This is a genomic window from Pontixanthobacter gangjinensis, assembly GCF_009827545.1.
In the GTDB taxonomy this organism is placed as follows: domain Bacteria; phylum Pseudomonadota; class Alphaproteobacteria; order Sphingomonadales; family Sphingomonadaceae; genus Pontixanthobacter; species Pontixanthobacter gangjinensis.
The window spans coordinates 1,059,161-1,082,140 of sequence record NZ_WTYS01000001.1; the positions used below are offsets into that span (position 1 = coordinate 1,059,161).

Below are 22,980 nucleotides of genomic sequence, written 5' to 3' on the forward strand. Positions count from 1 at the left end.
CTGACACAAGAACTTTAGGAAGCGATAATGGGCGGGTCAGTTTTCCTGCCGGTTAGCCCAAGCCAGAACTCCGGCCATTGCTGCGGCTAGTGCCAGCAACAGGATTTTCGGATTCACCGTTCCGAAGTTTGCAAAAAGGAAGCCGTGGCTCAGCAGATAGATGCCGATGAGGACCAGCCCCCATCGCTTGCGCCATATCTGGCCAAGCGCGCCCAGGCTGATGGTCACGCCCATAAAGGCGATAAAGCCAAAATAGGTGAGGGGTGTGAAGCCCACCAAATTGAGCGGAGCCTCGGCGATGAAACGCTGTGTGCCCGACAGCGCCTCGACCGCTTCGCCCGCGAACATCCACCAGCCGGATGCCTGCCCGATCATCAGGATGCTGACACCGATGCGAACAAGTCCGGAGGCGAGGAACAGCAGGCAAATGATGATGGCAAGCGGGCGCATGAATTTCCTGAGCATGGTGTATTACCTATACAATACACCATGCAAGTCAATGCCGCTGGATACGGGCATCTGCCACGCCCTGCCGGATCGCCTTGTCCACCGGCCAATTTGCCACCCTGCGCGCTGAGGCGTAGTGTAGCAGTTCAGGGTCGCTCTTGGAGAGGGCTACGCTATGCTTGGCAAATACACATATCTTCAGGTCGCGCTGGTGGTTTTTGGCGCGATATTCTGTCTGGTTTATCCGCTTGCGCTGGTTTGGCCGGCTGGCTGGATGTGGCACGAGGGGCCGCCGCTCGCCAATCATTATTACGCGATGATCCTGGGCGTGTATCTGACGCTGGGGGTATGCCTGATCCTTGCGGCGAAGAACCCTGCAGAGCATCTATCGCTGATCCGCTTCACCATCTGGTCCAGCGTGGTCCATGCGGTGATCATGGCGGTGCAGGCCCTTGGCGAACCAATGCATAGCGGGCATTTGCTCGGCGATGTTCCGGCTTTGCTGTTGGTGGCGGCGGTGCTGGGGTGGTTGTCGCGCGGCTTGTCAGCCGCCCAATCGCAAGGGTAGATTACGGGTCAAGCCGGTTAGCGTCTTGTGCGCGCCAGCTTGACCAATATCTGGTCCAGCGCCTGAAGAAACTGGGATCGGTCCGCCTTGCTGAATGGCGGCGGGCCGCCGGTGATGCCGTCCGCTCCGGCGCGAAGGTCGGCCATGATTGCGCGAACGGCAACCGCGTTGCCGATGGAATCGGCGGTGAAGGGCTTGCCATTATTCGCCAGCACCGCCGCGCCCGCTTTCACGCAGCGTTCGGCCAGCAGAATATCGGCGGTGATGACCACAGATGACGCGTTCGCACGCTCCGCAATCCAATCATCTGCGGCGTCGAAACTGTCATTCACCACGACGCGGCTGAACAGCGGGTTGTCGGGAATGCGAAACGGGGAATTGCTGACGATTGTAACCGGGGCCTTGTGCCGCAGGGCGACCTTGTAGATCTCGTCCTTTACCGGACAGGCATCGGCATCGACGAGGATGTTCAGTGCGGTGCTCAAAGCCGGGGCCTCAGTGCTGTGTCATGCGGATGAGCGACCAATCATAGCCGAGCCCGGTCACGCGGCGCTTCAGCAATGTCCGGGTATCGGCGTCCGGCTTTGCCTCGCGCGTCAGCATCCACAGATAGCGTCCGCTGGGTTCACCAACGATCGACCATTCATAATTTGCCCCGTGATCGAGCACCCAGTAATCGCCGTAAAACGGGCCGAAGAAGGATACTTTCAGCTTCGCGCCATCGCTGCCATCGACGATTTTGGCGCGGCCGGTCGATTGTTTTGCTTCGCCATCTATGCTGCCTTGCCGGCAGGAATTGATGACTTTGATCTTGCCGTCATCGCGCAAGGAATAGTCGGCCGTGACCGCCTCGCAGCCTTTCTGGAACGGCGCTTCGTAGCGGCCATATTCATACCAGCGGCCCAGATACCGATCGATCGCGACCGCCTTCGCCGGCTCGGGCACAGCCACATTGCCAACCGGGCCGGGGGAACCGACGCAGGCAGCCAACCCGAGTGAGGCAGCGGCAAGCGCGAGAATTGTTGCGAGTTTCCTGGACATCAGCGTTTCTTCACAAATTCAGCGCGGAGAACCAGCCCCTTAATCCCGGGATAGCGGCAGTCGATTTCCTGCGCGTCACCGGTCAGGCGGATCGATTTGATCAGCGTGCCCTGTTTCAGCGTCTGGCCCGCGCCTTTGACAGTCAAATCCTTGATCAGCGTCACCTGGTCGCCATCGGCCAAAATGTTGCCGACTGCGTCGCGGACTTCGACCTCATCCCCGTCAGCACCCTCGGCAGCGTCCTTTGCGGCCAATTCGGATGCTGGCATCCATTCGCCGCTGGCTTCGTCATAGACATAGTCATCGTTGGCGTTGTCGGTATTTTCCATGCGGCTGCTTTGGTCAAAGCATGGCCGTTTGTCGAGGATGAAGGCTGTGGCGGCGGTAATCCAATGTCAGTTCAAGCCGCTTGGATATTGCCGAAAATAGCGTAACTATGTGCGAAACGAGACAGAGAGGCAGTCATGCGCAACTTCACAATTCTGGCCCTTGCGGCGATGTCTTTCCCGCTGGCGGCTTGCAACGGCGCTGACCCGGCAAATGTTACTGCGGACGAGGCGGAAGTTTTTGATGGCATCGCGGCGGACGAGACTTTGTATTTTGGCGGGACAGAGCCATTTTGGGGTGGGGAGGTTGCCGGCACCCGGCTGACCTACACCACGCCGGAGGATCCCGAAGGACAGACTATCACCGTGAAGCGCTTCGCCGGATTAGGCGGGATGAGTTTTAGTGGCGAAATGGACGTGGCAGGGAATGTGGCGGGCAATGTGGCGGCTTTCGACATGGCGGTGACGCCGGGCGATTGCAGCGACGGGATGTCGGACCGGACCTATCCCTTCAGTATAACGCTGCAATTGGGCGATGAGCTGCGCACTGGCTGCGGCCACACCGATGCGCAGCCGTTTGCGGGCGACCCCAACCCCTGATGCCAATCCATAGCGCAATTCCCGCATCGGGACGGCGCGCTATACGCAGAGTCACTCAGCATTAGGTGAATCGCGCATCCCGTGCTACACAGGCTCAGCTGACGTCGAAATTTGCGACGGACTTCGGTACTGTGACTACGGAAACACCCCGAAACGGGTGTTTCTCCTTATGGCGACGACTTCCTTTCAATTCACGATCTGATGCATACCCCGCACGCGGCAAATCCGTCGCGACGGGTCACTACGTTCTCGAAAGGAACGCTATAATGACTACCGGAACAGTAAAATTCTTCAACGCCGACAAAGGCTATGGTTTCATCCAGCCTGAAGACGGCGGCGACGACGCATTCGTTCACATCACAGCTGTCCATGCCGCTGGCATGCAGACGCTTGATAAAGAACAGCGCGTTAATTTCGAACTGGAAACAGGTCGTAATGGCAAGACATCGGCAGTGAACCTCACCGCCGCATAACCTGCAACTTCATCCCGGATGTGGCCGCCACCGAGGCACCGCATCCGGGTTTGTCGTTTTTTCAGCAGGAGAATAGTTTTGAGCCAGAATTTCGAATTCTACAATACACGCGCGAAAGAAGCTGCCGCCGAAGCAAAGGCTGCGAAGCTCGATAATGTCCGCGAACGCGCATTGCGCAGCGAGACAGCATGGCGTGAAATGGCTGACCGCGCCAAACAAATGGAAGAAGATCGCGAAGTTGCGCGGATCGACCGTGAACAGCGACAGGCAGAAGCTGCCGAATTGGAAGCTGCAAAGGTTCTCGCCGCTCCCGAAGCACTCGCCAGCTAACCGGCCTTACCGGGTTTTCTAACGCCGGCGTCCAGCTGACACCGCTTACAATTTAATCGAACATTCCGGTCGGAGGTTACGCCCCCGCCAGCATTCCCGCACGTCCCCAGACGGGCGAGACCGGCGCTGGCAGGATATGTCGCACGACCGAACGATCCTCCTCCACCTCCCCCTTACGCAGACACACACACTCGCACACACAGGCACACACGCAGTCCTTCCCAAAACATCTGCATCTTTTCGGATTGGCCTGCGTATCTCCTGTGTCGTTACCAGCGCGAGGGACCACGCAGATGATTTTCGTATTTCTTGGAACAAGCTGGCTGGCGGCGCATTAATTACCCGAACCCACAGCGGATGCTGCGGGATAACATTCATCCAACTACAGGATTTTTGATACATGAAGTTTTATGCAATCCCAGCGCTCGTCTCGGCCCTCGCACTCGCAGCGTGCGGCACACCAGCCGAAGACAACACAACCGCTGACGAAACCGCAGTAAGCGACACCGCAGAAGCCAGCACCACAATCGTGGACGTGGCCGCCGGTAACCCTGATTTCTCGACACTCGTCAGCGCGGTAACAACCGCCGAACTGGGCGAAACATTGTCGGGCGAAGGACCGTTCACCGTGTTCGCACCAACCAATGATGCGTTTTCGAAAGTACCAGCCGAAACAATGACCGCACTGATGGGCGAAGATATGCGCGACGATCTGGTCGGCATTCTGACATACCACGTGGTAGCGGGCAAAGTGGACGCTGCAACGCTGACCACAGCAATCACCGATGGCGGCGGCACCTATGAAATCGGCACCGTCAACGGCGGCAAGCTGACTGCCAGCATCGAAGGCGATGCGGTAATCCTGACCGATGCAGCCGGCGGCAAGTCCACCGTTACTGCAACCGACGTGGAAGCATCGAACGGCTTGATCCACGTAATCGATACGGTTCTGATGCCGAAATAAGCCCCACGGGTTTATCAATACGAATTAAAGAAGGGCGGTTCCTGCGGGAGCCGCCCTTTTTGCGTGCGGTGCGTACCGCGAATGGATGGGCAGGCCAGCGCGAAGCGTTCTGGCGCTGTTCAACGCGTGCCTTGCGTAACGCCCGCTTTCTCCAACTCCGGCCCAAGCCGCCGCGTCAGCCACAGCCACCACATTTTGAAATCAGCGGCGAGGCTCCACAACGGATAGGTAAAGGTGGCCGGACGGTTCTTCTCGACCGTGAAATGCGCCAGCCACGCGAAGAAATATCCCGCCAGCGGCATCCCTGCCAGCCACCACCAATTGCCAGTGGTGATGCCTGCCCAGACCGCAAAGCCAGCGATCAGGACAACCAGCGAAGTCCCGACATAATGCAAAGCCCGCGTCCTAGGCTTGGAATGCTCGCGCAAATAGAACGGCCAGAAGGTGGAGAAAGATGTGTGGATCTGGGGCATGGATTGAGAATGGCAGAACCATCAATTACGAGCAATACAAGCGTTCATAGTCCCCCAGAATTAGTTACCCTCAGTCAATATAGTTGCGCATTTTCCTACACCTAACCAAATAGGTTAGCACTCGGTCCATGACCGATCCTATATCCAAAACTCACCAATCGCTCTCGCTGGTCGAGAGGGGTTCCGCCTCCACTTCCGTGACGGTGGGGGCGCATTGCCCTGCGCCGGTCCCCGAACATAACCACCCGAACACGGCACCTCACATCCCCAAATACGAACGGCATTGGGATGCGGCGCGGATGGTGACTTTTCTTGAGGCGTTGGGCGCGACGCAATCGGTTGCGGGTGCGGCGCGGGCGGCGGGGATGAGCAGGCAATCAGCCTATCGCCTGCGCCAGCGGCTGCGTGATACCCATTTCGATCTGGCGTGGGAGGTCGCCTTCCACCACGGCTTTGACCAATTGGCGCAGGCCGCGCTCGACCGCGCCATCAATGGTGTCGAGGTGCCGCATTATCATGGCGGCGAGCTGGTCGGCACATCGCGCCGTTATAATGAGCGGCTGACAATGGCGATGCTGGCCAACCGCAGCCGCGCCGCGCCCGACCGTTTCGGCGGTATGATGAATGAATGGGCTGGCGATTGGGACGGCTTGCTGGAACGTGTCGAGGCCGATGGACCGGATGGCAATGCGGGTGCTGGCAATGAAGGGGCTGGCAATGAGGGGGCTGGCAATGAGGAGGCTGGCGATGCGTCCATTGGCGACATCGAAGATGACACCGCCAGTGAGACAAGCGCGCCCGATTTAACCACCCGGGCAAATGTGTAACCCGTTCTCCAACACGCAAATGCTGCAAAACCAGCCACTTGACCGGGGTGTGTTAGGTTACAGGTGTAACCCTAAACCCTACATCGCTGTGGCGGGGCGGGGGCGGGGCGGGGCCGTGGCGGTGGAGGGGCGCAGGCCAAGCTGCCTTAAAACAGTCCGGGCACTTCGCGCTGTGCCGCTGTCGGATTGTCGGGCTGGAGCAGGCGGCGTTCGGGCGCGCCGCGCTGTGTCCCCTGCACGCCGGGTGTGCCGGTAATCGCAGTGCAGGTCGCGGCGCCATTACGCAGGAACGACAGCGCCTGTGCAATCGACGCCTCATTGGCATCGCCCAGTGGTTGGGTAATGTCATCAGCGGCGAGGCAGGTATTGGGCACAACCGAGGCGAGACCGGTGAAATATTCGCCCTGGCCATTGGCGTTTTCGGTCTTGAACGTGACCGCGCGCATCCGGTCATCGCATTCGGCCTTGTCAAAGCCGAACTGGCCGACCGGCTTGCCGAATGTGTTGGTCCCGACCAGCGCCATATTGGTCCCGAAATACGGGATGAAGGCGTTGGTCACCAGCTCGCTGGCAGAGGCGGTGCCGCCGCGCCCGATAAAGGCGATTTTGGTCGGTGCGATGGATTCGGGCTGGCTGCCGAACAGGTCGGTCGAATTCTCGCTCGCCTTGCTGGGGCGCAAAGTGGTGCGGCTGAACACCTGGCCCACGCGGTCACGGCCCATCAGATCGCCCATCAGCTCCGCAATACGGACGAGGCCGCCGCCATTATAGCGGAAGTCGATGATGACTTCGGTCACGCCCTGAGCGCGGAAATCGGCAAAACCGGCGCGCAAATCGGGCTCGGCAGAATCGATGAAAGTGCGCAGATTGATATAGCCGACGCGCTTGGTGCCATCCTGAATGATCTTCGCGCCATAGCGGTTGGAAACGGGATCGAGCGAATAGTCGGCCTTGACGACTGTGGTTTGCCGTTCGACATTGTCGGTGCCGCGAATGCGGAAGGTGCGCGAAACGCCGGCGTCCGACGGGCCAAGCCGGTTGATCACCCCTTGCGGACCTTCATTGGCCATGATCGTCGCGATTGATTCCAATGTGCCGGCGCTGGTGCCGATAGACAGGAGCTCTACGCCGCGGTCAAAACCGCCATCAAAACCGGGCGCGGTTTCAAAAGCCTCGATCACGAAAACGCGGTTGGCGGCATTGTCATACCCAAGCCGGATGCCAAAACCCGCGCTGGAGCCGGAATTGAAGAATGCGTTCTCCTCCTCGATGGAGGTGATGTAGGTAAAACCGCGATCCTTGGACTGCGCACGCGCCGGCGCGACCAGGGCATCTATATAGGACTGCACGGTGGCGTGGCTGGATTTGCTGACAGTCGTGTCGAGCAGATCGGGGAACAGATACCATTCGTTGAGCACGGCGAGGGCAAAATCCTGCCGCGCAGATACCGAACAGGCCGAGGTGGTGGGGGTCGGGGTAGGGGTTGGCGTAGGGCCACCCGCAATCGGGCCGCCTCCGCCATTGCCTCCACCGCCGCAAGCGACCAGGGAAAATGCCAGCGTGGCACTCAAGACATTGCGCCCTATAGTGCGACCAAATTTGCGACCCGACGTAACATTGCGACCCATAATAATCCCGTTCGATTGCGACCCTGCCCGTTGGCGGACACCCAATTTATACAAAGGTGATGCCGCCTGAACAAAGGCTGGGCAAGCGCACATGAGACACAATTTTGCATTTTCATCCGTAAATCTGGGTCTTTAAGCGTAAATTTCCATCACATCGGTGGAAAACCCGCATTTAAGGCCCCATTTTCCTGCGCGAAGCCTCGCCCCTGCGAAATCTCGGGCCTAGAACCGAAAACAAGGAGAAGATTGGATATGTCTGCAGAAGTTCCCGCTTGGCTCGGCGCTGCTTTGGCCAAACCTCATGCGGGTCATGCCAAGCTGACGGTTGCCAGGATCGCTGATGAACGTTCGTTCGGTCGGGGCGGTTTCACCCTATCCAGTCCTGCCTTTAAAAACGGCGAGGCGCTTGATCCGTGCTTCACCGCCGATGAAGAAGACGCTGTCGCACCGCCGCTGGAATGGAGCGCGCCGCCTCCCGGATCGCAAGAAATTGTGATTTTGGTCGAGGATGCCGACACCAATGGCGATAAGCTGACTTGCCACTGGTCGGTTTGGGGGTTGCCCGGCCAGAAGGGGATGCTGCTCGAAGGCGAAACTCCGCCGCGGGTTGGCAAGAATTCCAAACGCAATTCGGAATGGCTGCTACCTGAACCGCCGCAGGACGATGAGCCGCACCAATATGTTTTTCAGATCTTCGCGCTCGACCTTCCTTTGACTTTGATGCCAGGTGCTACCAGCGCCGATCTGATTAAGTCGATAGAGGGCCATGTCGTCGCCGCTGCCGTGCTCACAGGTACATATAAGCGCGAAGAAGGTGACGACGAAACATGGGACGAGGATGAAGACGTAGAATAATTACGCTTTTTAACACCAACGCCAATCCACGAAAGGAACTACACATGGCTGGCAAGAACAACGCACTTCAGAAACCTGTAACGCTCTCACCGGAGCTCGAGGCCGTAATAGGCAAGGGTCCGCTCACGCGCGCTCAGGTTACTTCGAAAATCTGGGAATACATCAAGGGCAATGACCTTCAGGACAGCAAAGACAAGCGTCAGATCAATCCTGATGCGAAGCTTGCACCAGTGATTGGCAAAGACCAGATCTCTATGTTCAAGATGACAGCTGCTGTTTCTAAGCACCTGACCTAAGATAGGTTAATCTTTGGGGCGGAACGGCCAGTTGGTCGTTCCGCTTACCCACAAAGCCAGCCAGATAATGATCGGCTGGGCAATCATCCGGGGCACATGATAGCCAAGGCCTAAGCCGTTATCAGACCGCGCCATATCCGACATGAAATGATTTATGTTCGCTGGCCACACGCACAGCGCATAAAGCGCTAGCCCAATACCGGCCGCGCGTCGCAAATGAGGCCAGAACGGTTGGACCATTCCTGCTGCACCCAGCAATTCTGCCACGCCGGTCAGCAGCACGACTTCCTTGGGGTAGGGCACCCAACCGGGCATGATGGCTAGAAACCCATCGGGCGAGGCCAGATGAAAATAGCCAGCAATCGCGTAAAAGAGTGCCAAGACCCACATCAAAATTGTCCGGAACATTGCGCTTCCCCCAGAAATGCTTTGCAGTAAGACTACCTTCAATAGTCCCTACCGCCTGTTGCCGGAGACCGTAAATGAAAAAGCTCGCATTGTATTCCCTGCTGCCCTTGGTGGCCCTTTCTGCAGACCCTGTGATGGCCGAAACGCCGGAAGAAACCGCTGCTGCTGCATTGGAGGCCGCGCCAATCTGGGACGGACATAATGATGTGCCAATTCAGCTGCGCGGGCGGTTCGGCAATGTTATCTCTGACTTTGACTTTAACGATACTGCGAACACCGGGCCACAGCATTCCGGCGGTCGGACCATGCACACTGATCTGATCCGGCTGCGCGAAGGCAAAGTCGGGGCGCAGTTCTGGTCGGTCTATGTCAGCGCCTCATTGAGCGAGCCGGAAGCGGTGCAGGCGGTAATCGAGCAAATCGATGTGACCAAGCGTTTGATTAGCCATTATCCAGATAGCCTTACGCTCGCGCTCACGGCTGATGATGTGCAAGCGGCTGTCGATAAGGGCCGCGTCGCCTCTTTATTGGGAATGGAAGGTGGCCATTCGATCGGGTCGAGCTTGGCAGTTTTGCGGCAGACCTATGAGATCGGCGCGCGATATATGACGCTGACGCATTCGAAAAATACGCCGTGGGCCGATAGCGCGACCGATACACCCATGCATGATGGGCTGACCGATTTTGGCAAAGATGTTGTGCGTGAAATGAACCGACTTGGTATGCTGGTTGACCTGAGCCATGTCAGCGAGAAGGTAATGCATGACTCGCTTGATATCACACAGGCACCGGTAATCTTCAGCCATTCGTCGGCGAGGGCAATCAATGGTCATGCACGCAACGTGCCTGATTCAGTGCTTAGCCGTCTGCCAGAAAACGGCGGGATTGTTATGATAACGCACGTGCCAGGCTTCGTTAGCGAAGCAGCGCGGGTTTGGAACGCGAATAGGTCTGCCGAAGTATCGCGACTTCAGGCGCTATGGCAGGGGCAGCCCGAACGGGTCGAAGGTTTGCTTGCGACTTGGGATGAAGCCAACCCTCTGCCTAGGGCCAGCATCATCGACGTGGCCGATCATATCGATCACGTCCGCAAAATTGCAGGAGTGGGAAGCATTGGAATTGGGGGTGATTATGATGGCATCCCGTTCGGTCCAGACGGGCTTGAAGATGTCTCCACCTATCCGGCATTATTCACTGAATTGGCCCGCCGGGGATATTCACAACGCGATCTGGAGAATATCTCTTTTCACAACATGATGCGGGTTATGCGAGCTGCAGAATTGTATAAGCACAGCGCATCAGCGATACCTCCAATCGAAACCCGGGTTCCGGACTGAGCGACGCTTTTCCGCTCAGATCAGTTTTGCGCTTCCAGCCCGGAACCTAGCTTCAGAACTTCGTCACCATCGTCTTGCTTTATCAGATAGGCAGGATTGTCTACGTCACCCTTGCGGGTCACTTCGCTTCCCTGCAAGGTGCATGTCACCTCGCGCTCGAAGCGCTCCGTGATCTGGCCCTTGCCAACGCCTCCACCCCAATTCCATTGGACGTGTTGCTTGGATTGGAAACTGTTTGAATCGCTCACCGGTTGGCTTATTCTTCGCCAGCGCCGATGATACTATCGGTTGAATCAGCATCATTTCCAGAATTTGCTTCTGTCGTCGCGCCAGCGGTGATCTGACTTTCTTCGTCGCCTTGTGACAGGGCGCCGGTAATCCAGATCAGCGACATGAAGCCGATTGCCAAAAGCAGACCGATACCTAGAACCCAGCGCATATGCCCCGTCTTAGTGCCGCCACTTGCTTCGCTCTCGCTAACGTGAATCTCTTCGCCATCTTTATGCATATTTTTGCCTTCAAACTTTTTAGGATTTAAATCTATTGTAACACTGGAACGGTGTAACGCCAGACCAGTTCCTCGATCGCCCAGCTGTTAATCCCGAAGCAGGTCGTTGATAGCTGTCTTCGAACGAGTTTGTGCATCGACCGTTTTCACAATCACAGCGCAAGCGAGCGACGGCCCGGGCGTGCCATCGGGCAAGGGTTTGCCAGGCAATGCGCCGGGCACAACCACACTGTATGGCGGGATGTGGCCAGTGACGATTTCGCCCGTGGTCCGGTTCACGATCTTGGTCGATTGGGTAATGAACACGCCCATCGCAACGACGCAGCCTTCGCCGACGATAACGCCTTCGACGATTTCGGAACGCGCCCCGATAAAGCAATTGTCGCCAATGATGGTGGGGTTAGCTTGCATCGGTTCAAGCACGCCGCCAATGCCCGTTCCTGCGGATATGTGGCAATTTTTCCCGATCTGAGCGCAGCTGCCGATCGAGCCCCAAGTGTCTACCATGGTTCCATCACCAACATATGCACCGATATTCACAAAGCTTGGCATCAGCACAACGTCTTTGCCGATATGACAGCCGCGACGTGCCACGGCGCCGGGCACAACCCGGAACCCGGCCTCGCGGAATCGAGCCTCGTCCCAACCAGCAAATTTCGAAGGCACCTTGTCGAATGCCGGCGCGCCTGCTGCGCCGCCATCTACAACAACGTTATCGTATAGGCGGAAAGACAACAGCACGGCTTTTTTCAGCCATTGGTTGACCGTCCATCCTCCACTTCCGTCAGGTTCAGCCACGCGCGCTGATCCATTATCAAGCATATGTAATGCAGCATCGACATGTTGGCGCACTTCGTTGCTGGCAAGAGAGACATTCGCGCGGTCTTCCCAAGCGGCTTCGATTGCGGTTTGCAGGTTGGCGTTCATTTAATGCTCCGGTTGTGTAGTAATTAGAGGGGCTGCTAGCCTTGGCAGGTGCGGGCGGCAAGAGTGCGATTGAGGCGAGGTGATCTATCAAGATCCGCTAACCCTTTACCTTAAGTGCCGGTTCAGTCTAACAATCTCAAAGTCCGGGGAATTATATAAGGTCGCTTTCATGTCCGCATTCCCGGCACAGCATTCAAGAATTCGTATTTGTTGTGCGCTTGCCGCACTGGCTGTGCTGTCAGCGTGCGGCGGTGGCGGTACCTCTGGAGGAGGTGGTGTTGTCAGCGCGCCTCCTCCAGCGCCTCCTCCGCCACCGCCACCGCCATCGCCACCGCCACCACCGCCTCCGGCGACAAATTTCAATACAGCCGAATTCCGGCGCTCAGACGGGGCTGGTTTTCATAATGTAGTGTCAGCTTGGCAGGACGGGATTACTGGCACTGGCTCGACAATTGCTATTATTGACACGGGTATCGATACCGACAGCCCCGAATTTGCGGGCCGACTCCATCCGGACTCGGTTGACGTAGCGGGCAACAGTTCGGTGGAAGCGGTGGATGATCATGGCACCCTTGTCGCGCTGGTAGCCGCTGCAGCGAGAGATGATCTTGGCGTGGTAGGGATTGCGTTTGACGCCAACGTGCTCGCATTGCGAGCCGATCGCCCCGGAACGTGTAATGCAGGCAGCGATGCTTCACTCGACGGCTGCGAATTCGCTGATCTGGACATCGCTGCTGGTGTCGATCAAGCGATTGCATCAGGCGCAACGGTACTTAATTTGAGCCTAGGAGGCAGTCCGCCTACGCGCAGCTTGAACGAAGCCATCGCGCGTGCGGCGGCGGCTGGCATTGTGATTGTCGTTTCCGCAGGCAATGATGGCGACACGACTGACGCTGCTATTGACCCAAACCAGCCCGATCCCTTTGCGGCGGGTTTACTCGCAGCAGGGGGAGCCAACGTCATTATTGTTGGTTCGGTGGATGAGAGCGGTGCATTTTCTGACTTCAGTAATCGCGCCGGCAATTCGGCTGGGTCCTTCATCTCTGCGAGGGGGGAGGCAATTTGTTGCATCTATGAGGATGGCGAATTGCAGGTCACAACTAATGCAGATGGCAGTTTCGTAACGCTATTTTCAGGGACGAGTTTTGCCGCGCCACAAGTAGCTGGTGCAGTTGCTCTGTTGGCGCAAGCGTTCCCCAACCTAACTGGCGCAGAGATCGTCGAGATACTGCTTGGTTCCGCACGAGAGGCAGGCGCCCCTGGAACCGACGCTCGGTTTGGAACGGGCATTCTTGATATCGCAGCATCCTTGCAGCCAAGTGGGACAACAACTTTGGCTGGCACAACAATTTCAGTGGCGCTTTCCGACGATACGGGCATCGCGTCTTCGCCCATGGGTGATGCGTTGGTGAATGCGTCTATCAAAACGGTGATTACCGACAGATATGATCGGGCGTTCGGCTATGATTTTGGCGGGCGGATTCGGAGCGCCTCGATCCGTCCTAGGTTGTTGGGCGCGATGCAGCAGCAGGGCCGGCGAGTTGCGCGGTCAAAAGGCGGCATCGCGATGGCGTATACGGTTGCTGACAATCGACGAGCCGTATCTGTGAGCCAGCTGCATTTAACTGGCGAACAGGCAGATCAGGCACAGGTTCTTGCCGCACGCATAGCAGTCAAATTGGCTCCTGATACCGATCTTGCCTTTGCTTTTGCCGAAGGGGCGCAGGGTCTCGCACTACAGTTGCAAGGGCAGGGCAGGCCCGCATTTCTGATTGCCGGAGAGGCATCAAGCGATACCGGGTTTTTCCAAAGGAGCGATGCTTCTGTGGCCGTCAGGCGCAAAGTCGGGCGTTGGGGGCTGACCATGAGTGCTGATAGAGGCGACGTTTGGCTGAGCTCGGCGCGCCGAGCTGAAGGTGTCTTGGTACGCCAACCTGAACGCCACAATATCAGTAATTTCGCCTTGGCGGCCGACCACAATCTCGGACCAGTCAACACGGTAACGAGCCTGAGCTGGATGCAGGAACAGGGAACCGTACTTGGCGCATTCTTTCATGACTCGATTGGCAATTCGGGTGCTGACACGCTGTTCCTTGATGGCTCGCTCGGGTATGATTTTGCATCCAATTGGCGGATCGGCGGCGCGTTACGGCAAGGCTTCACAAGAGTACGTCGTAGCGGCCTGATCGCTGGGGGATCGGATTTTTCCAGTCGCGCTTGGTCTGTCGACATCATGCGGGGCAATATTTTTGAACGCGGCGATAGTTTGGGGCTGCGGGTTTCCCAGCCGCTCAGAGTGAGTGGCGGCGGTCTAAATCTAGCCCTGCCGATTGCTTATGATTACGCAACTGAAAGTGCAATATTCGGTAACCGCCGTTTGTCGCTTGCTCCGGAGGGGCGTGAGATAATGGCTGAACTTGCATGGCGCGGCCAATTGTGGGGAGGGTCCACCGCGGCAAGTATATTCTACCGGCAGCAACCCGGCCATGTGGCAGCATCGCCCGATGATGCGGGCGCCGCATTCAAATGGAACACCGCGTTCTAAGCAGTCCTAGAGCCATGATTTAAACACCTGAGTTATAGGCCTAAGTTATAGGCCTAAGTTAGAGGCCTAAGTTAGAGGCCGGCTTTTTTCGCGTAATGATAGGCGCGCTCGACTAGTGGAACCACGCGGTCTGACATCTTCTTGGCGTGCGCGCTTGAGGCGGTACCATCGATCACGCGCTTCTTGATGCCTTGGATAATCCCGGCGAGACGGAACAGGTTGAAGGCGAAATACCAATCCATCGGCGGCACTGGAAATCCGGTGCGCGCGACATAACGATCGACGGCTTCTTCCATTGTCGGGATGCCAAGTGCCTTGTGATCAAGCCCGCCAATGCCGGCGCGACCATCAACCGGGCTGATCCAATTCAGCATCAGATAGGAGAAGTCGCTGACAGGATCACCAAGCGTTGAAAGCTCCCAATCGAGCACAGCCAGAACTTCGGGCCTGTCCTTGTGGAAAATCATATTGTCGAGCCGGTAATCGCCGTGGACGATGCTGCTTGCATGTTGTTCGGGGATGGTGGTTGGCAACCATTCGATCAACGCATCCATTTCTGGAATTACTTCGGTTTCGGACAGTTTGTACTGTTTTGACCAGCGTGCGATCTGACGGGCGCAATAGTCAGTTGGCTTGCCAAAATCGTCCATACCAATCGCGACGACATCTGTCTTATGCAGATCAGCGATTGTATCGATCATGGCGTTGTAAATCTGGGTTCGCTCGGCTGGCTCTGAAGCGGGCAGCGATCCGTCCCACAGGCTGCGTCCATCGGCGAGGCCCATGATGAAGAACATCGCGCCAATCACGTCTTTATCCTCGCACAGTCCGTAAGCCTTGGGGACTGGGAAGCCGGTTGGGCCGAGGCAAGCCATAGCCTTGTATTCGCGGTCTACCGCATGTGCACTGGGCAGCAATTTGCCGAATGGTTGACGCCGGAGGACGTAAGATTTCGCCGGAGTATCGATGCGGTACGTCGGGTTTGACTGGCCGCCCTTGAATTTGGTCATGGTCAGCGGGCCAGCAAAGCCCTCGACATTGGCTTCCATCCATGCGGACAGTTTGGCTTCGTCAAGCTTATCAGCCTCGGGCACATCGACCGTGCCGACCATTTCCTTCTCGTAGTCCATTTCCTGTTCCATCAGTCGAACACAATCACAGATCGGGCGCTGTTTCCGGCGCGCATTTTGTCAAATCCGGCGTTGATGTCCTCCAGCTTGATCCGCTCCGCGATCAATGTGTCGAGATCAAGCAAGCCGCGCATATAGAAGTCTACCAGACGCGGAAGATCGACCGGGAAATGATTTTCGCCCATAATCGCGCCTTGCAGTTTCTTGCCGCCGAGCAAATCCATCGCGCCCAGTCCGACTTTGCAATCGAGCGGCATCATTCCCAGAATGATTGCAGTGCCGCCGCGCCGCAACGATGCGACTGCCAAATCAGCCGAGGCTTGGCGTCCAACAGCTTCGATAGCGTAATGCACTCCGCCGCCGGTAAGCTTAATGATCTGTTTCGCGGCATCTTCTGCCGCCGCGTCAATTGTATGAGTGGCGCCGAGCACTTTGGCCAATTCACGTTTTTCCTCCAGCGGGTCTGCTGCAATGACCATGCCGGCCCCAGCAATCCGCGCTGCATTAATCGCTGCAAGGCCTACTCCTCCGCAACCAACGACTACTACCGTTTCACCTGGAGTAATCTTTGCCGCATTGAACACTGCACCCGCGCCAGTTGTCACGGCGCAGCCAAGCAATGCAGCCCGGTCCAGCGGCATGTCTTTGCTAATCGCAACACAAGCATTCTCGTGAATCAGCATTTGTTCGCTGAATGCAGACAAATTGAGCATCTGGTTGACCGTTTGGCCACCATCGCGGGTGATGCGCGGTGCTCCATCCGGCCCACGCCGCGTTGCTGCGCCCATGCACAAGGCGAGCCTGCCCGTAACGCAGAATTCGCATTGGCCGCAGAACGCCGAGAGGCAGGATACGACATGATCGCCCGGCTTTACCGAACGCACTTCGCTGCCCACTGCCCGTACTACGCCCGCCGCTTCATGCCCGGGGATACACGGCAATGCGTGCGGATAAGCGCCGTCAATGAAGTGCAGGTCGGAATGGCACAGGCCGCAAGCTTTGGTGTCGATCAAAACCTCGTGCGGGGCTGGATCAGCCAGTTCGACCTCGCCAATGACGAGGCCATTTCCAGGCTGTTCTAGGATTGCCGCTTTTACCAATATTCTACTCCTGTAATCCCCTCCCGCAAGCGGGAGGGGAAGTATTGTCTAGTGTGACTTTAGCGGGTTGCGCCCATGTCACCTGAGCTCATGCCGCCATCTTTGGGCATTTCGGTGTGCTTGGCGAATTCCATGCGAGCAATCGAACGCGCATGAACTTCATCAGGACCATCAGCCAAACGCAAGGTGCGCTGATGAGCATAGGCACTGGCTAGACCGAAATCGTTCGACACGCCGCCGCCGCCATGGGCTTGGATCGCATCATCAATGATCTTCAGCGCCATATTCGGCGCTTGAACCTTGATCATCGCGATTTCCTGCTTGGCCGATTTGTTACCGACTTTGTCCATCATATCGGCCGCTTTCAGGCAAAGTAGACGCGTCATGTCGATATCGATGCGGGCACGAGCAACGCGCTCTTCCCAGACCGAATATTGATAGATCGGTTTGCCAAATGCGACGCGCGATTGAAGTCGCTTGCACATTTTCTCCAGCGCTTCTTCCGCGACACCGATGGTGCGCATGCAGTGATGGATCCGGCCTGGCCCGAGGCGCCCTTGAGCGATCTCGAAACCGCGACCTTCGCCCAGCAGCAAGTTGGTTGCAGGAACGCGCACGTCCTTCATTTCCACCTCCATGTGGCCATGCGGCGCATCATCATAACCGAACACTGGCAAGTGGCGGATGATGTTCACGCCCGGTGCGTCATTCGGCATCAGGATCATGCTTTGTTGCGCGTGGCGCTTTGCAGCGAAATCGGTCTTGCCCATCACAATAGAGACAGCGCAGCGCGGATCACCGAGACCCGAAGACCACCATTTCCGGCCATTGATGACATAGTCATCGCCATCGCGCTCGATGCGGGTTTCGATGTTGGTCGCATCAGATGAAGCGACGGCAGGTTCGGTCATCAGGAAGGCGGAGCGGACTTCGCCATTCATCAGCTTGCCCAGCCATTGATCCTTCTGCTCGCGTGTGCCGTAACGGTGGAACACTTCCATATTGCCGGTATCGGGCGCCGAACAATTGAACACTTCGCTTGACCAGCCGACGCGGCCCATTTCTTCGGCGCACAGTGCATATTCGAGGTTTGTCAGGCCAGGGCCTTCAAATTCGAATGTGTCATCGACGTGGGTCAATTGGCCCTGAGGCGGCATGAACAGGTTCCAGATACCTTGTGACTTGGCCTTAACCTTCATGTCTTCGATAATCTGGATGACTTTCCAACGATCGCCCGCATTATCCTGATCAATATAGGTTTGCATGTTGGGGCGGATATTCGCCTCGATAAAATCGCGAACGCGGTCGCGCCAGTGGGTCTGCCGTTCGGTAAGATCAAAATTCATGGGGTAATCCTTTCTGAGTCGTAAAATTGCTTAGGGTTTGATTGGTGCCGCGTCGACAGCGCCTTGCGCCGATCCGCCAGTTCTTCTTAATTTCATCGCAGCAACGCGCGCTTCATGGTCATCGCGGTTGATGGGGAAGCGTCCTAGCCAGAAGGCTGCAATTAATGCGAGCACGACAGTTGCTCCGCCGAACATCCAAATGATGTCATTTATTACGCCCTGCGGCACGCTGCCTGGCTGGGAATTGGCGGACAATTGAGAAAGAGCCACAATCTGTCCGGTGATGAAAATTCCGGCACCGGTCGCGCATTTTTGGACCAGCCAATTGCCCGAATAAAACGCCCCTTCGGCTCGGCGCCCGCCGCGTTCTTCGAAGGCCTCGACGATTTCGGCCACCATTGATGACGCCGAGATCATCACCACGATTCCCAGCATATTGCCCAACACGATGAAGCAATAAAGCAGGGCGGTTGAATCGAAACCGCCAACCTCGGGCCAAAATCCTGCGAGGAGTAAGCCGTATGGTATCAGACCGATGATCATTGAGCCGATTGCGCCGATTGCCGCACTGGCCGGTTTGCCGAATTTGCGGTGCATTGGCCCAACAATGACGAACATCAGCATCACGCTGACAAACAAGACAAGCGGGTAAACCTTTAGTGCGGTTTCGTTAAATTCCCACACAAACAGATTGAGGTAATTCGAGATCGAGAACGTCATACCCTGCGCGATGTAAGCGGCCAGTCCGCCAGCGGCGAAGATCAGAAATGCACGTTCCGAGAATGCCTCTTTTATTTCAGAGAATGACGCTTTTACGCTGAATGGCGGTGGCTTTTCGTCCGGCAATTTCGCCACCAAATGGTGCTGGCCGATGGCCGATCCTATGACTGAAGCCACCATTAAAACCGCACCGAAAATCCCGTATGGTAAGTAACCGCCTTCCTCGAGCAATCCTTGTGGGCCGCGCAGGAATACGGTGTAGGCGAGTATCATCATCACCGTCCCGCCGCCCCATCCGAAAAGATAACGATAACGGAAAAGCGTGGTGCGCTCGTCATAATCGGCAGTAATCTCTGGCACGAGCGAAACCGACGGAACCTCGCATGCAGACAGCATGATGCGAACCAGCACTGCAATGCCTAGCAGGCCCAGTGCGGAAGGCGCATCGCCCGATGGGGGCGACCACAGCATTATCCAGGCGAAGGCAAGCGGGATCGGCGCGGCATAGAGCCACGGCAGCCTTCGTCCCCAGCGGGTATAGGTTCGGTCGGATAGATTGCCGAGTATGGGATCTACAACCGCGTCAATCAGCAGCGCGGCCAGCAGCACCAGTCCCACGGTCCCGGCATCCATTCCCAAGACCTGATTGTAATAGATCATCAGGAAGAAGCTGAAGCCGGTGTCTTTAACCCCGAATGCGACCGCACCGAAGCCGTGGATGAGCTTTAGCTTTAAGGGTAAAGGGTAATGTGTGCTCACTTCTGGATCGCTTCCGCCATTGCGCGCAGCGCCTCGAACATGTCGGGTTCATCCGGGTCCCAAGAGTATTTGGGGCCAATAGTTATCCCGCCATCAACGACGATTGACGTGCCATTTATAAAAGATGCCTCCTCGCTCGCAAGAAATGCCATTGCGTTTGCGATATCTTCTGACTGACCGCCACGGGACACTGGCTGCGCACTGGCGGACATGTGGGCAATTGCCGCCTTGCCCATTGCCTCCTGCTCGCCGGTTAGTTCCAGCGCCGTCGTGAAAATGTTAGTGTTGATAAAGCCAGGCTGGATTGCATTCACACGGATTTGATGTTTTGCCAGATCCGCAGCTGACATTTTGGTCAGATGAAGCACGCCGGCCTTAGCAACCGCATAGGCGTTGGGCGAATAGCCTGGGCCAATTGCCGCCACGCTGGAAGTGTTAATAATCGACGCGTTCTTACGACCGATCATGTGCGGCACGGCATAGCGGATACCGAACGCGACCGAACGTAGTAGTAGGTCCATTGTCCGGTCCCAGCCTTCCGGCTCAATCTCGTCAATCGGTGCGCCATCACCGCCGGCCCCGGCATTGTTGAACACAATATCGATGCCGCCAGTTTCAGCCGCTGCTCGGTCCATCAGCGCTTTGATTTCTTCGGTGGAGGTCACATCGCAGCGCTGGAAAACAATCGCGCCGTTTGACTGGCTGGCCAGATCCGTGCCGCCAGCTTCGTCGATATCAGCAGCATAAACCACCGCGCCCTCGCTTGCGAGCAGCAGCACAGATGCCTTGCCAATTCCAGACGCAGCACCAGTAACAACGGCAGTCTTGCCGGAGAATCGCATATACCTCTCCCAAGGTTTTGTTCTGCAACTAGCTTAGGCGTACTAGCCCGATGGTCAACGCTCCTTTGCCTGACGCTACGGCACGGCGGCGCTTGCAACTTTGAGCATGCAGATGGTTGCATGATGCCCCACTTTGCCCTTAACGTAAACGGCAATTGGACAGGGATTTATCCACCCTGATAACCGAGTCGAGAGGAACCGAAATGGCCGATCTGGAAGCTTTCCGTAGTGAGACCCGCGCATGGCTTGAAGCCAATTGCCCACAAGAGATGCGCCAACCTGTGCGTGATGAAGACGACGTTTACTGGGGCGGCCGCAAGGCCACCTTCAAGAACGACGCGCAGAAAGCATGGTTCGACGTTTGTGTGGCGAAGGGTTACACCGTCCCGGCATGGCCCAAAGCTTATGGAGGCGCTGGTCTTGACGCGGCGCAGGCCAAAGTTCTCCGCCAGGAAATGGCCCGCATCAATGCCCGCCCGCCACTGTCCAGCTTTGGCATTTGGATGCTTGGGCCAGCTTTGCTGCAATTCGGGACCGAAGAGCAAAAGGTTCATTTCCTCGGTGAAATTGCCCGCGGCGAAATCCGTTGGTGCCAAGGTTATTCGGAGCCGGGTTCGGGTTCGGACCTCGTTTCAATGCAGACATTTGGCGAGGATAAGGGCGACCATTGGGAAGTTAACGGCCAGAAGATTTGGACGTCTTATGCTGATCAGGCTGACTGGATTTTCTGCCTTGTTCGAACTGACAAGGCTAACAAATATCAGGGCATCACGTTCATGCTCTTCGACATGGAAAGCGAAGGGGTCAGTACCAAGCCAATCCTTCTGATCAGTGGCAACAGCCCGTTCTGCGAAACTTTCTTCGACAATGTCGAAGTGCCAAAGGACCAATTTGTCGGTGAAGTAAATCGCGGCTGGGATGTGGCGAAATACCTGCTCGGGCACGAACGCGAAATGATCTCAGGAGCGGGCGGAGGTGGTCTCACCTCGGCCATTGGTGCCGCGATGCAGCGCCATGCTCAAAAGGACGGGGGCGAACTCGACCCCGTGCTGCGCGCCGAGCTGGCCATGTTTGATGTTGATGCGCTCGCCTATGCTGCGATGGGGGAGAAATTCCTTGACGAGATGAAGGGCGGCCAGGGCCATCCGGCGCAGCCGAACATGATGAAATATGTCGGGACAGAGCTAAACAAACGCCGCCACGAATTAATGATGTCAGCCGGTGGTTCGCGAAGTCTTGAATGGGACAGCGAGGAAACCGGCGGCGGCAAACCATCGCGCGGTTGGCTTCGCACGAAAGCCAATTCAATCGAAGGCGGCACCAGCGAAGTCATGCTGAACGTCGTCGCCAAGCGTATTCTTGATCTGCCGGGAGCCTGATCGATGCCATTATTTTACGATGAAGATCAGACCATGCTCGCTGACACTGCAGCGCAGTTCATGGCAGAAGAAGGTTCTATCAAGAAGCAATTGCGCCATTGGCGCGACCGCGATTGCAAGGATGGTTTCGGCCATGAATTGTGGAAGCAATTTGCCGAAATGGGCTTCACTGGCATTCTTGTCGGCGAAGACGATGGCGGCATGGGCATGGGCAATGTCGAAGCCGGAATTGTTCTGGAGCAAATCGGCCGCAACCTCACACCGTCACCCTTCCTTACTAGCTCCGTGTTGGCTGCGACTGCACTCAACAATGCCAGCGCCGATTTGCGCGGTCGCTACCTGCCCGGCCTGATTTCGGGCGAGCATGTCTTCGCTGTCGCTATCGACGAAGGGGCAAAGCACCACCCTGAGCGAATCAAAACCAAGGCCGAGAAATCAGGCAATGGCTTCAAACTGTCCGGTCAGAAGGATTTTGTAATCCACGGCGCGAGCGCCGATATGATAATCGTTGCTGCGCGCACATCGGGCGCTGATGATGATGATGACGGTATCACTCTATTTGCTGTGCCAAAGGATGCAGCCGGTCTCGATCAAGATGCGGTGAAGCTGGTTGACAGTTCTGTTGCGACGCATTTGAAAATGGATAATGTCGAGCTGGACGGTGACGCTGTAATTGGCGAAGTTGATGGTGGCCGCGAGATCTTGAACAAGGTGCTCAATGCTGGCCGTATCGGCGCCGCTGCAGAGGGTTGCGGTGTTGCCGGTGCATCGATGGATATGACCATCGATTACCTCAAGCAGCGCAAGCAATTCGGCAAATTGATTGGCGAGTTTCAGGCGCTTCAACACCGCGCTGCGCATCTCTACTCCGAAGTTGAAATTGCGCGGGCGATTACAATCAAGGCTGGCCAGCTTCTCGATGGCGACAGCGAGAAAGCCGACCTGATGGTCTCGGTTGCCAAATCGAAAGTCGGCCAGGCCGCCGGTCTTGCCGTGCGCGAAGGCGTGCAAATGCATGGCGGAATTGGCATGACCGATGAATATGATATCGGCCTGTATATGAAACGAGACCGTGCGCTGAACGAGTTTCTCGGCGATGCATATTACCATGCCGAGCGTGTTGCCCGGCTGAGCGGATATTGAGGAGAGAA

At 56.8% G+C, this 22,980-nt stretch carries 27 protein-coding genes; 12 read left to right on the plus strand and 15 right to left on the minus strand.

Features of this window, described 5'->3' with window-relative positions; all coding sequences use genetic code 11:
* Window positions 1-36 precede the first annotated feature (36 nt).
* Window positions 37-465, minus strand: coding sequence for a hypothetical protein (locus GRI36_RS04960; RefSeq protein WP_160597450.1), 429 nt, complete (start codon window positions 463-465; stop codon window positions 37-39).
* A gap of 157 nt (window positions 466-622) precedes the next feature.
* Here GRI36_RS04960 and GRI36_RS04965 point away from each other — a divergent pair, with 157 nt between their 5' ends.
* Window positions 623-1,015 (plus strand): DUF6632 domain-containing protein, encoded by a 393-nt coding sequence (locus GRI36_RS04965; RefSeq protein WP_160597451.1) that lies wholly within the window; start codon window positions 623-625, stop codon window positions 1,013-1,015.
* 17 nt (window positions 1,016-1,032) lie between these two features.
* On the opposite strand, the gene GRI36_RS04970 is transcribed toward GRI36_RS04965, so the two are convergent.
* The 3 genes from GRI36_RS04970 to GRI36_RS04980 are packed head-to-tail and all read right to left on the minus strand — an operon-like array spanning window position 1,033 to window position 2,385.
* Window positions 1,033-1,488, minus strand: a complete 456-nt coding sequence (locus tag GRI36_RS04970; protein ID WP_160599069.1) for a YaiI/YqxD family protein — start codon at window positions 1,486-1,488, stop codon at window positions 1,033-1,035.
* Window positions 1,489-1,510: 22 nt separating this feature from the next.
* Window positions 1,511-2,056, minus strand: coding sequence for a lipocalin family protein (locus GRI36_RS04975; RefSeq protein WP_160597452.1), 546 nt, complete (start codon window positions 2,054-2,056; stop codon window positions 1,511-1,513).
* Entirely contained in the window at window positions 2,056-2,385 is a 330-nt protein-coding gene (locus GRI36_RS04980) for a zinc ribbon domain-containing protein YjdM (protein WP_160597453.1), read from the minus strand. Before GRI36_RS04980 ends, GRI36_RS04975 begins: the two co-directional genes overlap by 1 nt.
* 135 nt (window positions 2,386-2,520) lie before the next feature.
* Between GRI36_RS04980 and GRI36_RS04985 the strand changes: the two genes are divergently transcribed.
* From GRI36_RS04985 to GRI36_RS05000, 4 genes are all read left to right on the plus strand, one after another.
* Window positions 2,521-2,982, plus strand: coding sequence for a COG3650 family protein (locus GRI36_RS04985; RefSeq protein ID WP_235902166.1), 462 nt, complete (start codon window positions 2,521-2,523; stop codon window positions 2,980-2,982).
* A 266-nt stretch (window positions 2,983-3,248) separates the two neighbouring features.
* Window positions 3,249-3,455, plus strand: coding sequence for a cold-shock protein (locus GRI36_RS04990; RefSeq protein ID WP_202392122.1), 207 nt, complete (start codon window positions 3,249-3,251; stop codon window positions 3,453-3,455).
* A 78-nt stretch (window positions 3,456-3,533) separates the two neighbouring features.
* Complete coding sequence (locus GRI36_RS04995; protein ID WP_160597454.1) at window positions 3,534-3,785, plus strand: hypothetical protein; 252 nt, start codon at window positions 3,534-3,536, stop codon at window positions 3,783-3,785.
* A gap of 400 nt (window positions 3,786-4,185) precedes the next feature.
* Window positions 4,186-4,749 carry a fasciclin domain-containing protein gene (locus GRI36_RS05000; protein ID WP_160597455.1) on the plus strand — a complete coding sequence of 188 codons (564 nt, stop codon included), beginning with the start codon at window positions 4,186-4,188 and terminating at the stop codon, window positions 4,747-4,749.
* 119 nt (window positions 4,750-4,868) lie between these two features.
* Here the strand turns inward: GRI36_RS05000 and GRI36_RS05005 are convergent, their stop codons facing one another.
* Entirely contained in the window at window positions 4,869-5,222 is a 354-nt protein-coding gene (locus GRI36_RS05005; RefSeq protein ID WP_160597456.1) for a DUF962 domain-containing protein, read from the minus strand.
* A 128-nt stretch (window positions 5,223-5,350) separates the two neighbouring features.
* Between GRI36_RS05005 and GRI36_RS05010 the strand changes: the two genes are divergently transcribed.
* Complete coding sequence (locus GRI36_RS05010; protein ID WP_160597457.1) at window positions 5,351-6,049, plus strand: hypothetical protein; 699 nt, start codon at window positions 5,351-5,353, stop codon at window positions 6,047-6,049.
* A 146-nt stretch (window positions 6,050-6,195) separates the two neighbouring features.
* On the opposite strand, the gene GRI36_RS05015 is transcribed toward GRI36_RS05010, so the two are convergent.
* Window positions 6,196-7,677: a S41 family peptidase gene (locus GRI36_RS05015; RefSeq protein ID WP_160597458.1), complete on the minus strand. Its 1,482-nt coding sequence runs from the start codon at window positions 7,675-7,677 to the stop codon at window positions 6,196-6,198.
* Window positions 7,678-7,929: 252 nt separating this feature from the next.
* Between GRI36_RS05015 and GRI36_RS05020 the strand changes: the two genes are divergently transcribed.
* Both GRI36_RS05020 and GRI36_RS05025 read left to right on the plus strand, forming a co-directional pair.
* A complete protein-coding gene (locus GRI36_RS05020) occupies window positions 7,930-8,532 on the plus strand; it encodes a YbhB/YbcL family Raf kinase inhibitor-like protein (RefSeq protein ID WP_160597459.1) in 603 nt (200 codons plus the stop codon).
* 44 nt (window positions 8,533-8,576) lie between these two features.
* Entirely contained in the window at window positions 8,577-8,828 is a 252-nt protein-coding gene (locus GRI36_RS05025; RefSeq protein WP_160597460.1) for an SWIB/MDM2 domain-containing protein, read from the plus strand.
* 6 nt (window positions 8,829-8,834) lie between these two features.
* On the opposite strand, the gene GRI36_RS05030 is transcribed toward GRI36_RS05025, so the two are convergent.
* Window positions 8,835-9,236: a DoxX family protein gene (locus GRI36_RS05030; RefSeq protein ID WP_160597461.1), complete on the minus strand. Its 402-nt coding sequence runs from the start codon at window positions 9,234-9,236 to the stop codon at window positions 8,835-8,837.
* A gap of 74 nt (window positions 9,237-9,310) precedes the next feature.
* Here GRI36_RS05030 and GRI36_RS05035 point away from each other — a divergent pair, with 74 nt between their 5' ends.
* On the plus strand, window positions 9,311-10,573 hold the full coding sequence (locus GRI36_RS05035) for a dipeptidase (RefSeq protein WP_160597462.1): 1,263 nt from the start codon (window positions 9,311-9,313) through the stop codon (window positions 10,571-10,573).
* Between the two features lie 20 nt (window positions 10,574-10,593).
* On the opposite strand, the gene GRI36_RS05040 is transcribed toward GRI36_RS05035, so the two are convergent.
* The 3 genes from GRI36_RS05040 to dapD form a co-directional block, all read right to left on the minus strand.
* Window positions 10,594-10,821 carry a hypervirulence associated TUDOR domain-containing protein gene (locus GRI36_RS05040; RefSeq protein WP_160597463.1) on the minus strand — a complete coding sequence of 76 codons (228 nt, stop codon included), beginning with the start codon at window positions 10,819-10,821 and terminating at the stop codon, window positions 10,594-10,596.
* 8 nt (window positions 10,822-10,829) lie between these two features.
* Window positions 10,830-11,081 carry a hypothetical protein gene (locus GRI36_RS05045; RefSeq protein ID WP_160597464.1) on the minus strand — a complete coding sequence of 84 codons (252 nt, stop codon included), beginning with the start codon at window positions 11,079-11,081 and terminating at the stop codon, window positions 10,830-10,832.
* 87 nt (window positions 11,082-11,168) lie between these two features.
* A complete protein-coding gene (gene dapD, locus GRI36_RS05050; RefSeq protein WP_160597465.1) occupies window positions 11,169-12,008 on the minus strand; it encodes a 2,3,4,5-tetrahydropyridine-2,6-dicarboxylate N-succinyltransferase in 840 nt (279 codons plus the stop codon).
* A 409-nt stretch (window positions 12,009-12,417) separates the two neighbouring features.
* Here dapD and GRI36_RS05055 point away from each other — a divergent pair, with 409 nt between their 5' ends.
* Window positions 12,418-14,553 (plus strand): S8 family peptidase, encoded by a 2,136-nt coding sequence (locus GRI36_RS05055; RefSeq protein WP_328598356.1) that lies wholly within the window; start codon window positions 12,418-12,420, stop codon window positions 14,551-14,553.
* Between the two features lie 71 nt (window positions 14,554-14,624).
* Here the strand turns inward: GRI36_RS05055 and GRI36_RS05060 are convergent, their stop codons facing one another.
* The 5 genes from GRI36_RS05060 to GRI36_RS05080 are packed head-to-tail and all read right to left on the minus strand — an operon-like array spanning window position 14,625 to window position 20,450.
* Window positions 14,625-15,683 carry a phosphotransferase family protein gene (locus GRI36_RS05060; RefSeq protein ID WP_235902167.1) on the minus strand — a complete coding sequence of 353 codons (1,059 nt, stop codon included), beginning with the start codon at window positions 15,681-15,683 and terminating at the stop codon, window positions 14,625-14,627.
* Window positions 15,684-15,694: 11 nt separating this feature from the next.
* Window positions 15,695-16,783, minus strand: coding sequence for a Zn-dependent alcohol dehydrogenase (locus GRI36_RS05065; RefSeq protein ID WP_160597468.1), 1,089 nt, complete (start codon window positions 16,781-16,783; stop codon window positions 15,695-15,697).
* 59 nt (window positions 16,784-16,842) lie between these two features.
* Entirely contained in the window at window positions 16,843-18,129 is a 1,287-nt protein-coding gene (locus GRI36_RS05070; RefSeq protein WP_160597469.1) for an acyl-CoA dehydrogenase family protein, read from the minus strand.
* Window positions 18,130-18,159: 30 nt separating this feature from the next.
* Window positions 18,160-19,608, minus strand: coding sequence for an MFS transporter (locus GRI36_RS05075; RefSeq protein ID WP_160597470.1), 1,449 nt, complete (start codon window positions 19,606-19,608; stop codon window positions 18,160-18,162).
* Window positions 19,605-20,450 carry an SDR family NAD(P)-dependent oxidoreductase gene (locus GRI36_RS05080; RefSeq protein WP_160597471.1) on the minus strand — a complete coding sequence of 282 codons (846 nt, stop codon included), beginning with the start codon at window positions 20,448-20,450 and terminating at the stop codon, window positions 19,605-19,607. The genes GRI36_RS05075 and GRI36_RS05080 overlap by 4 nt, the downstream gene beginning before the upstream one ends.
* 203 nt (window positions 20,451-20,653) lie before the next feature.
* On the opposite strand from GRI36_RS05080, the gene GRI36_RS05085 reads away from it, so the two are divergent.
* Window positions 20,654-21,829 carry an acyl-CoA dehydrogenase family protein gene (locus GRI36_RS05085; protein WP_160597472.1) on the plus strand — a complete coding sequence of 392 codons (1,176 nt, stop codon included), beginning with the start codon at window positions 20,654-20,656 and terminating at the stop codon, window positions 21,827-21,829.
* Window positions 21,830-21,832: 3 nt separating this feature from the next.
* Window positions 21,833-22,972, plus strand: coding sequence for an acyl-CoA dehydrogenase family protein (locus GRI36_RS05090; protein ID WP_160597473.1), 1,140 nt, complete (start codon window positions 21,833-21,835; stop codon window positions 22,970-22,972).
* The last annotated feature ends 8 nt before the right edge of the window (window positions 22,973-22,980 follow it).

What these genes read in the sequence shown, in the direction of transcription:
- GRI36_RS04960 (WP_160597450.1), bottom strand. Translation starts at nt 465, where the DNA reads ATGCTCAGGAAATTCATGCGCCCGCTTGCCATCATCATTTGCCTGCTG.
- GRI36_RS04965 (WP_160597451.1), top strand. Translation starts at nt 623, where the DNA reads ATGCTTGGCAAATACACATATCTTCAGGTCGCGCTGGTGGTTTTTGGC.
- GRI36_RS04975 (WP_160597452.1), bottom strand. Translation starts at nt 2,056, where the DNA reads ATGTCCAGGAAACTCGCAACAATTCTCGCGCTTGCCGCTGCCTCACTC.
- GRI36_RS04980 (WP_160597453.1), bottom strand. Translation starts at nt 2,385, where the DNA reads ATGGAAAATACCGACAACGCCAACGATGACTATGTCTATGACGAAGCC.
- GRI36_RS04985 (WP_235902166.1), top strand. Translation starts at nt 2,521, where the DNA reads ATGCGCAACTTCACAATTCTGGCCCTTGCGGCGATGTCTTTCCCGCTG.
- GRI36_RS04990 (WP_202392122.1), top strand. Translation starts at nt 3,249, where the DNA reads ATGACTACCGGAACAGTAAAATTCTTCAACGCCGACAAAGGCTATGGT.
- GRI36_RS05000 (WP_160597455.1), top strand. Translation starts at nt 4,186, where the DNA reads ATGAAGTTTTATGCAATCCCAGCGCTCGTCTCGGCCCTCGCACTCGCA.
- GRI36_RS05005 (WP_160597456.1), bottom strand. Translation starts at nt 5,222, where the DNA reads ATGCCCCAGATCCACACATCTTTCTCCACCTTCTGGCCGTTCTATTTG.
- GRI36_RS05010 (WP_160597457.1), top strand. Translation starts at nt 5,351, where the DNA reads ATGACCGATCCTATATCCAAAACTCACCAATCGCTCTCGCTGGTCGAG.
- GRI36_RS05015 (WP_160597458.1), bottom strand. Translation starts at nt 7,677, where the DNA reads ATGGGTCGCAATGTTACGTCGGGTCGCAAATTTGGTCGCACTATAGGG.
- GRI36_RS05020 (WP_160597459.1), top strand. Translation starts at nt 7,930, where the DNA reads ATGTCTGCAGAAGTTCCCGCTTGGCTCGGCGCTGCTTTGGCCAAACCT.
- GRI36_RS05025 (WP_160597460.1), top strand. Translation starts at nt 8,577, where the DNA reads ATGGCTGGCAAGAACAACGCACTTCAGAAACCTGTAACGCTCTCACCG.
- GRI36_RS05030 (WP_160597461.1), bottom strand. Translation starts at nt 9,236, where the DNA reads ATGTTCCGGACAATTTTGATGTGGGTCTTGGCACTCTTTTACGCGATT.
- GRI36_RS05035 (WP_160597462.1), top strand. Translation starts at nt 9,311, where the DNA reads ATGAAAAAGCTCGCATTGTATTCCCTGCTGCCCTTGGTGGCCCTTTCT.
- GRI36_RS05045 (WP_160597464.1), bottom strand. Translation starts at nt 11,081, where the DNA reads ATGCATAAAGATGGCGAAGAGATTCACGTTAGCGAGAGCGAAGCAAGT.
- dapD (WP_160597465.1), bottom strand. Translation starts at nt 12,008, where the DNA reads ATGAACGCCAACCTGCAAACCGCAATCGAAGCCGCTTGGGAAGACCGC.
- GRI36_RS05060 (WP_235902167.1), bottom strand. Translation starts at nt 15,683, where the DNA reads ATGGACTACGAGAAGGAAATGGTCGGCACGGTCGATGTGCCCGAGGCT.
- GRI36_RS05070 (WP_160597469.1), bottom strand. Translation starts at nt 18,129, where the DNA reads ATGAATTTTGATCTTACCGAACGGCAGACCCACTGGCGCGACCGCGTT.
- GRI36_RS05080 (WP_160597471.1), bottom strand. Translation starts at nt 20,450, where the DNA reads ATGCGATTCTCCGGCAAGACTGCCGTTGTTACTGGTGCTGCGTCTGGA.
- GRI36_RS05085 (WP_160597472.1), top strand. Translation starts at nt 20,654, where the DNA reads ATGGCCGATCTGGAAGCTTTCCGTAGTGAGACCCGCGCATGGCTTGAA.
- GRI36_RS05090 (WP_160597473.1), top strand. Translation starts at nt 21,833, where the DNA reads ATGCCATTATTTTACGATGAAGATCAGACCATGCTCGCTGACACTGCA.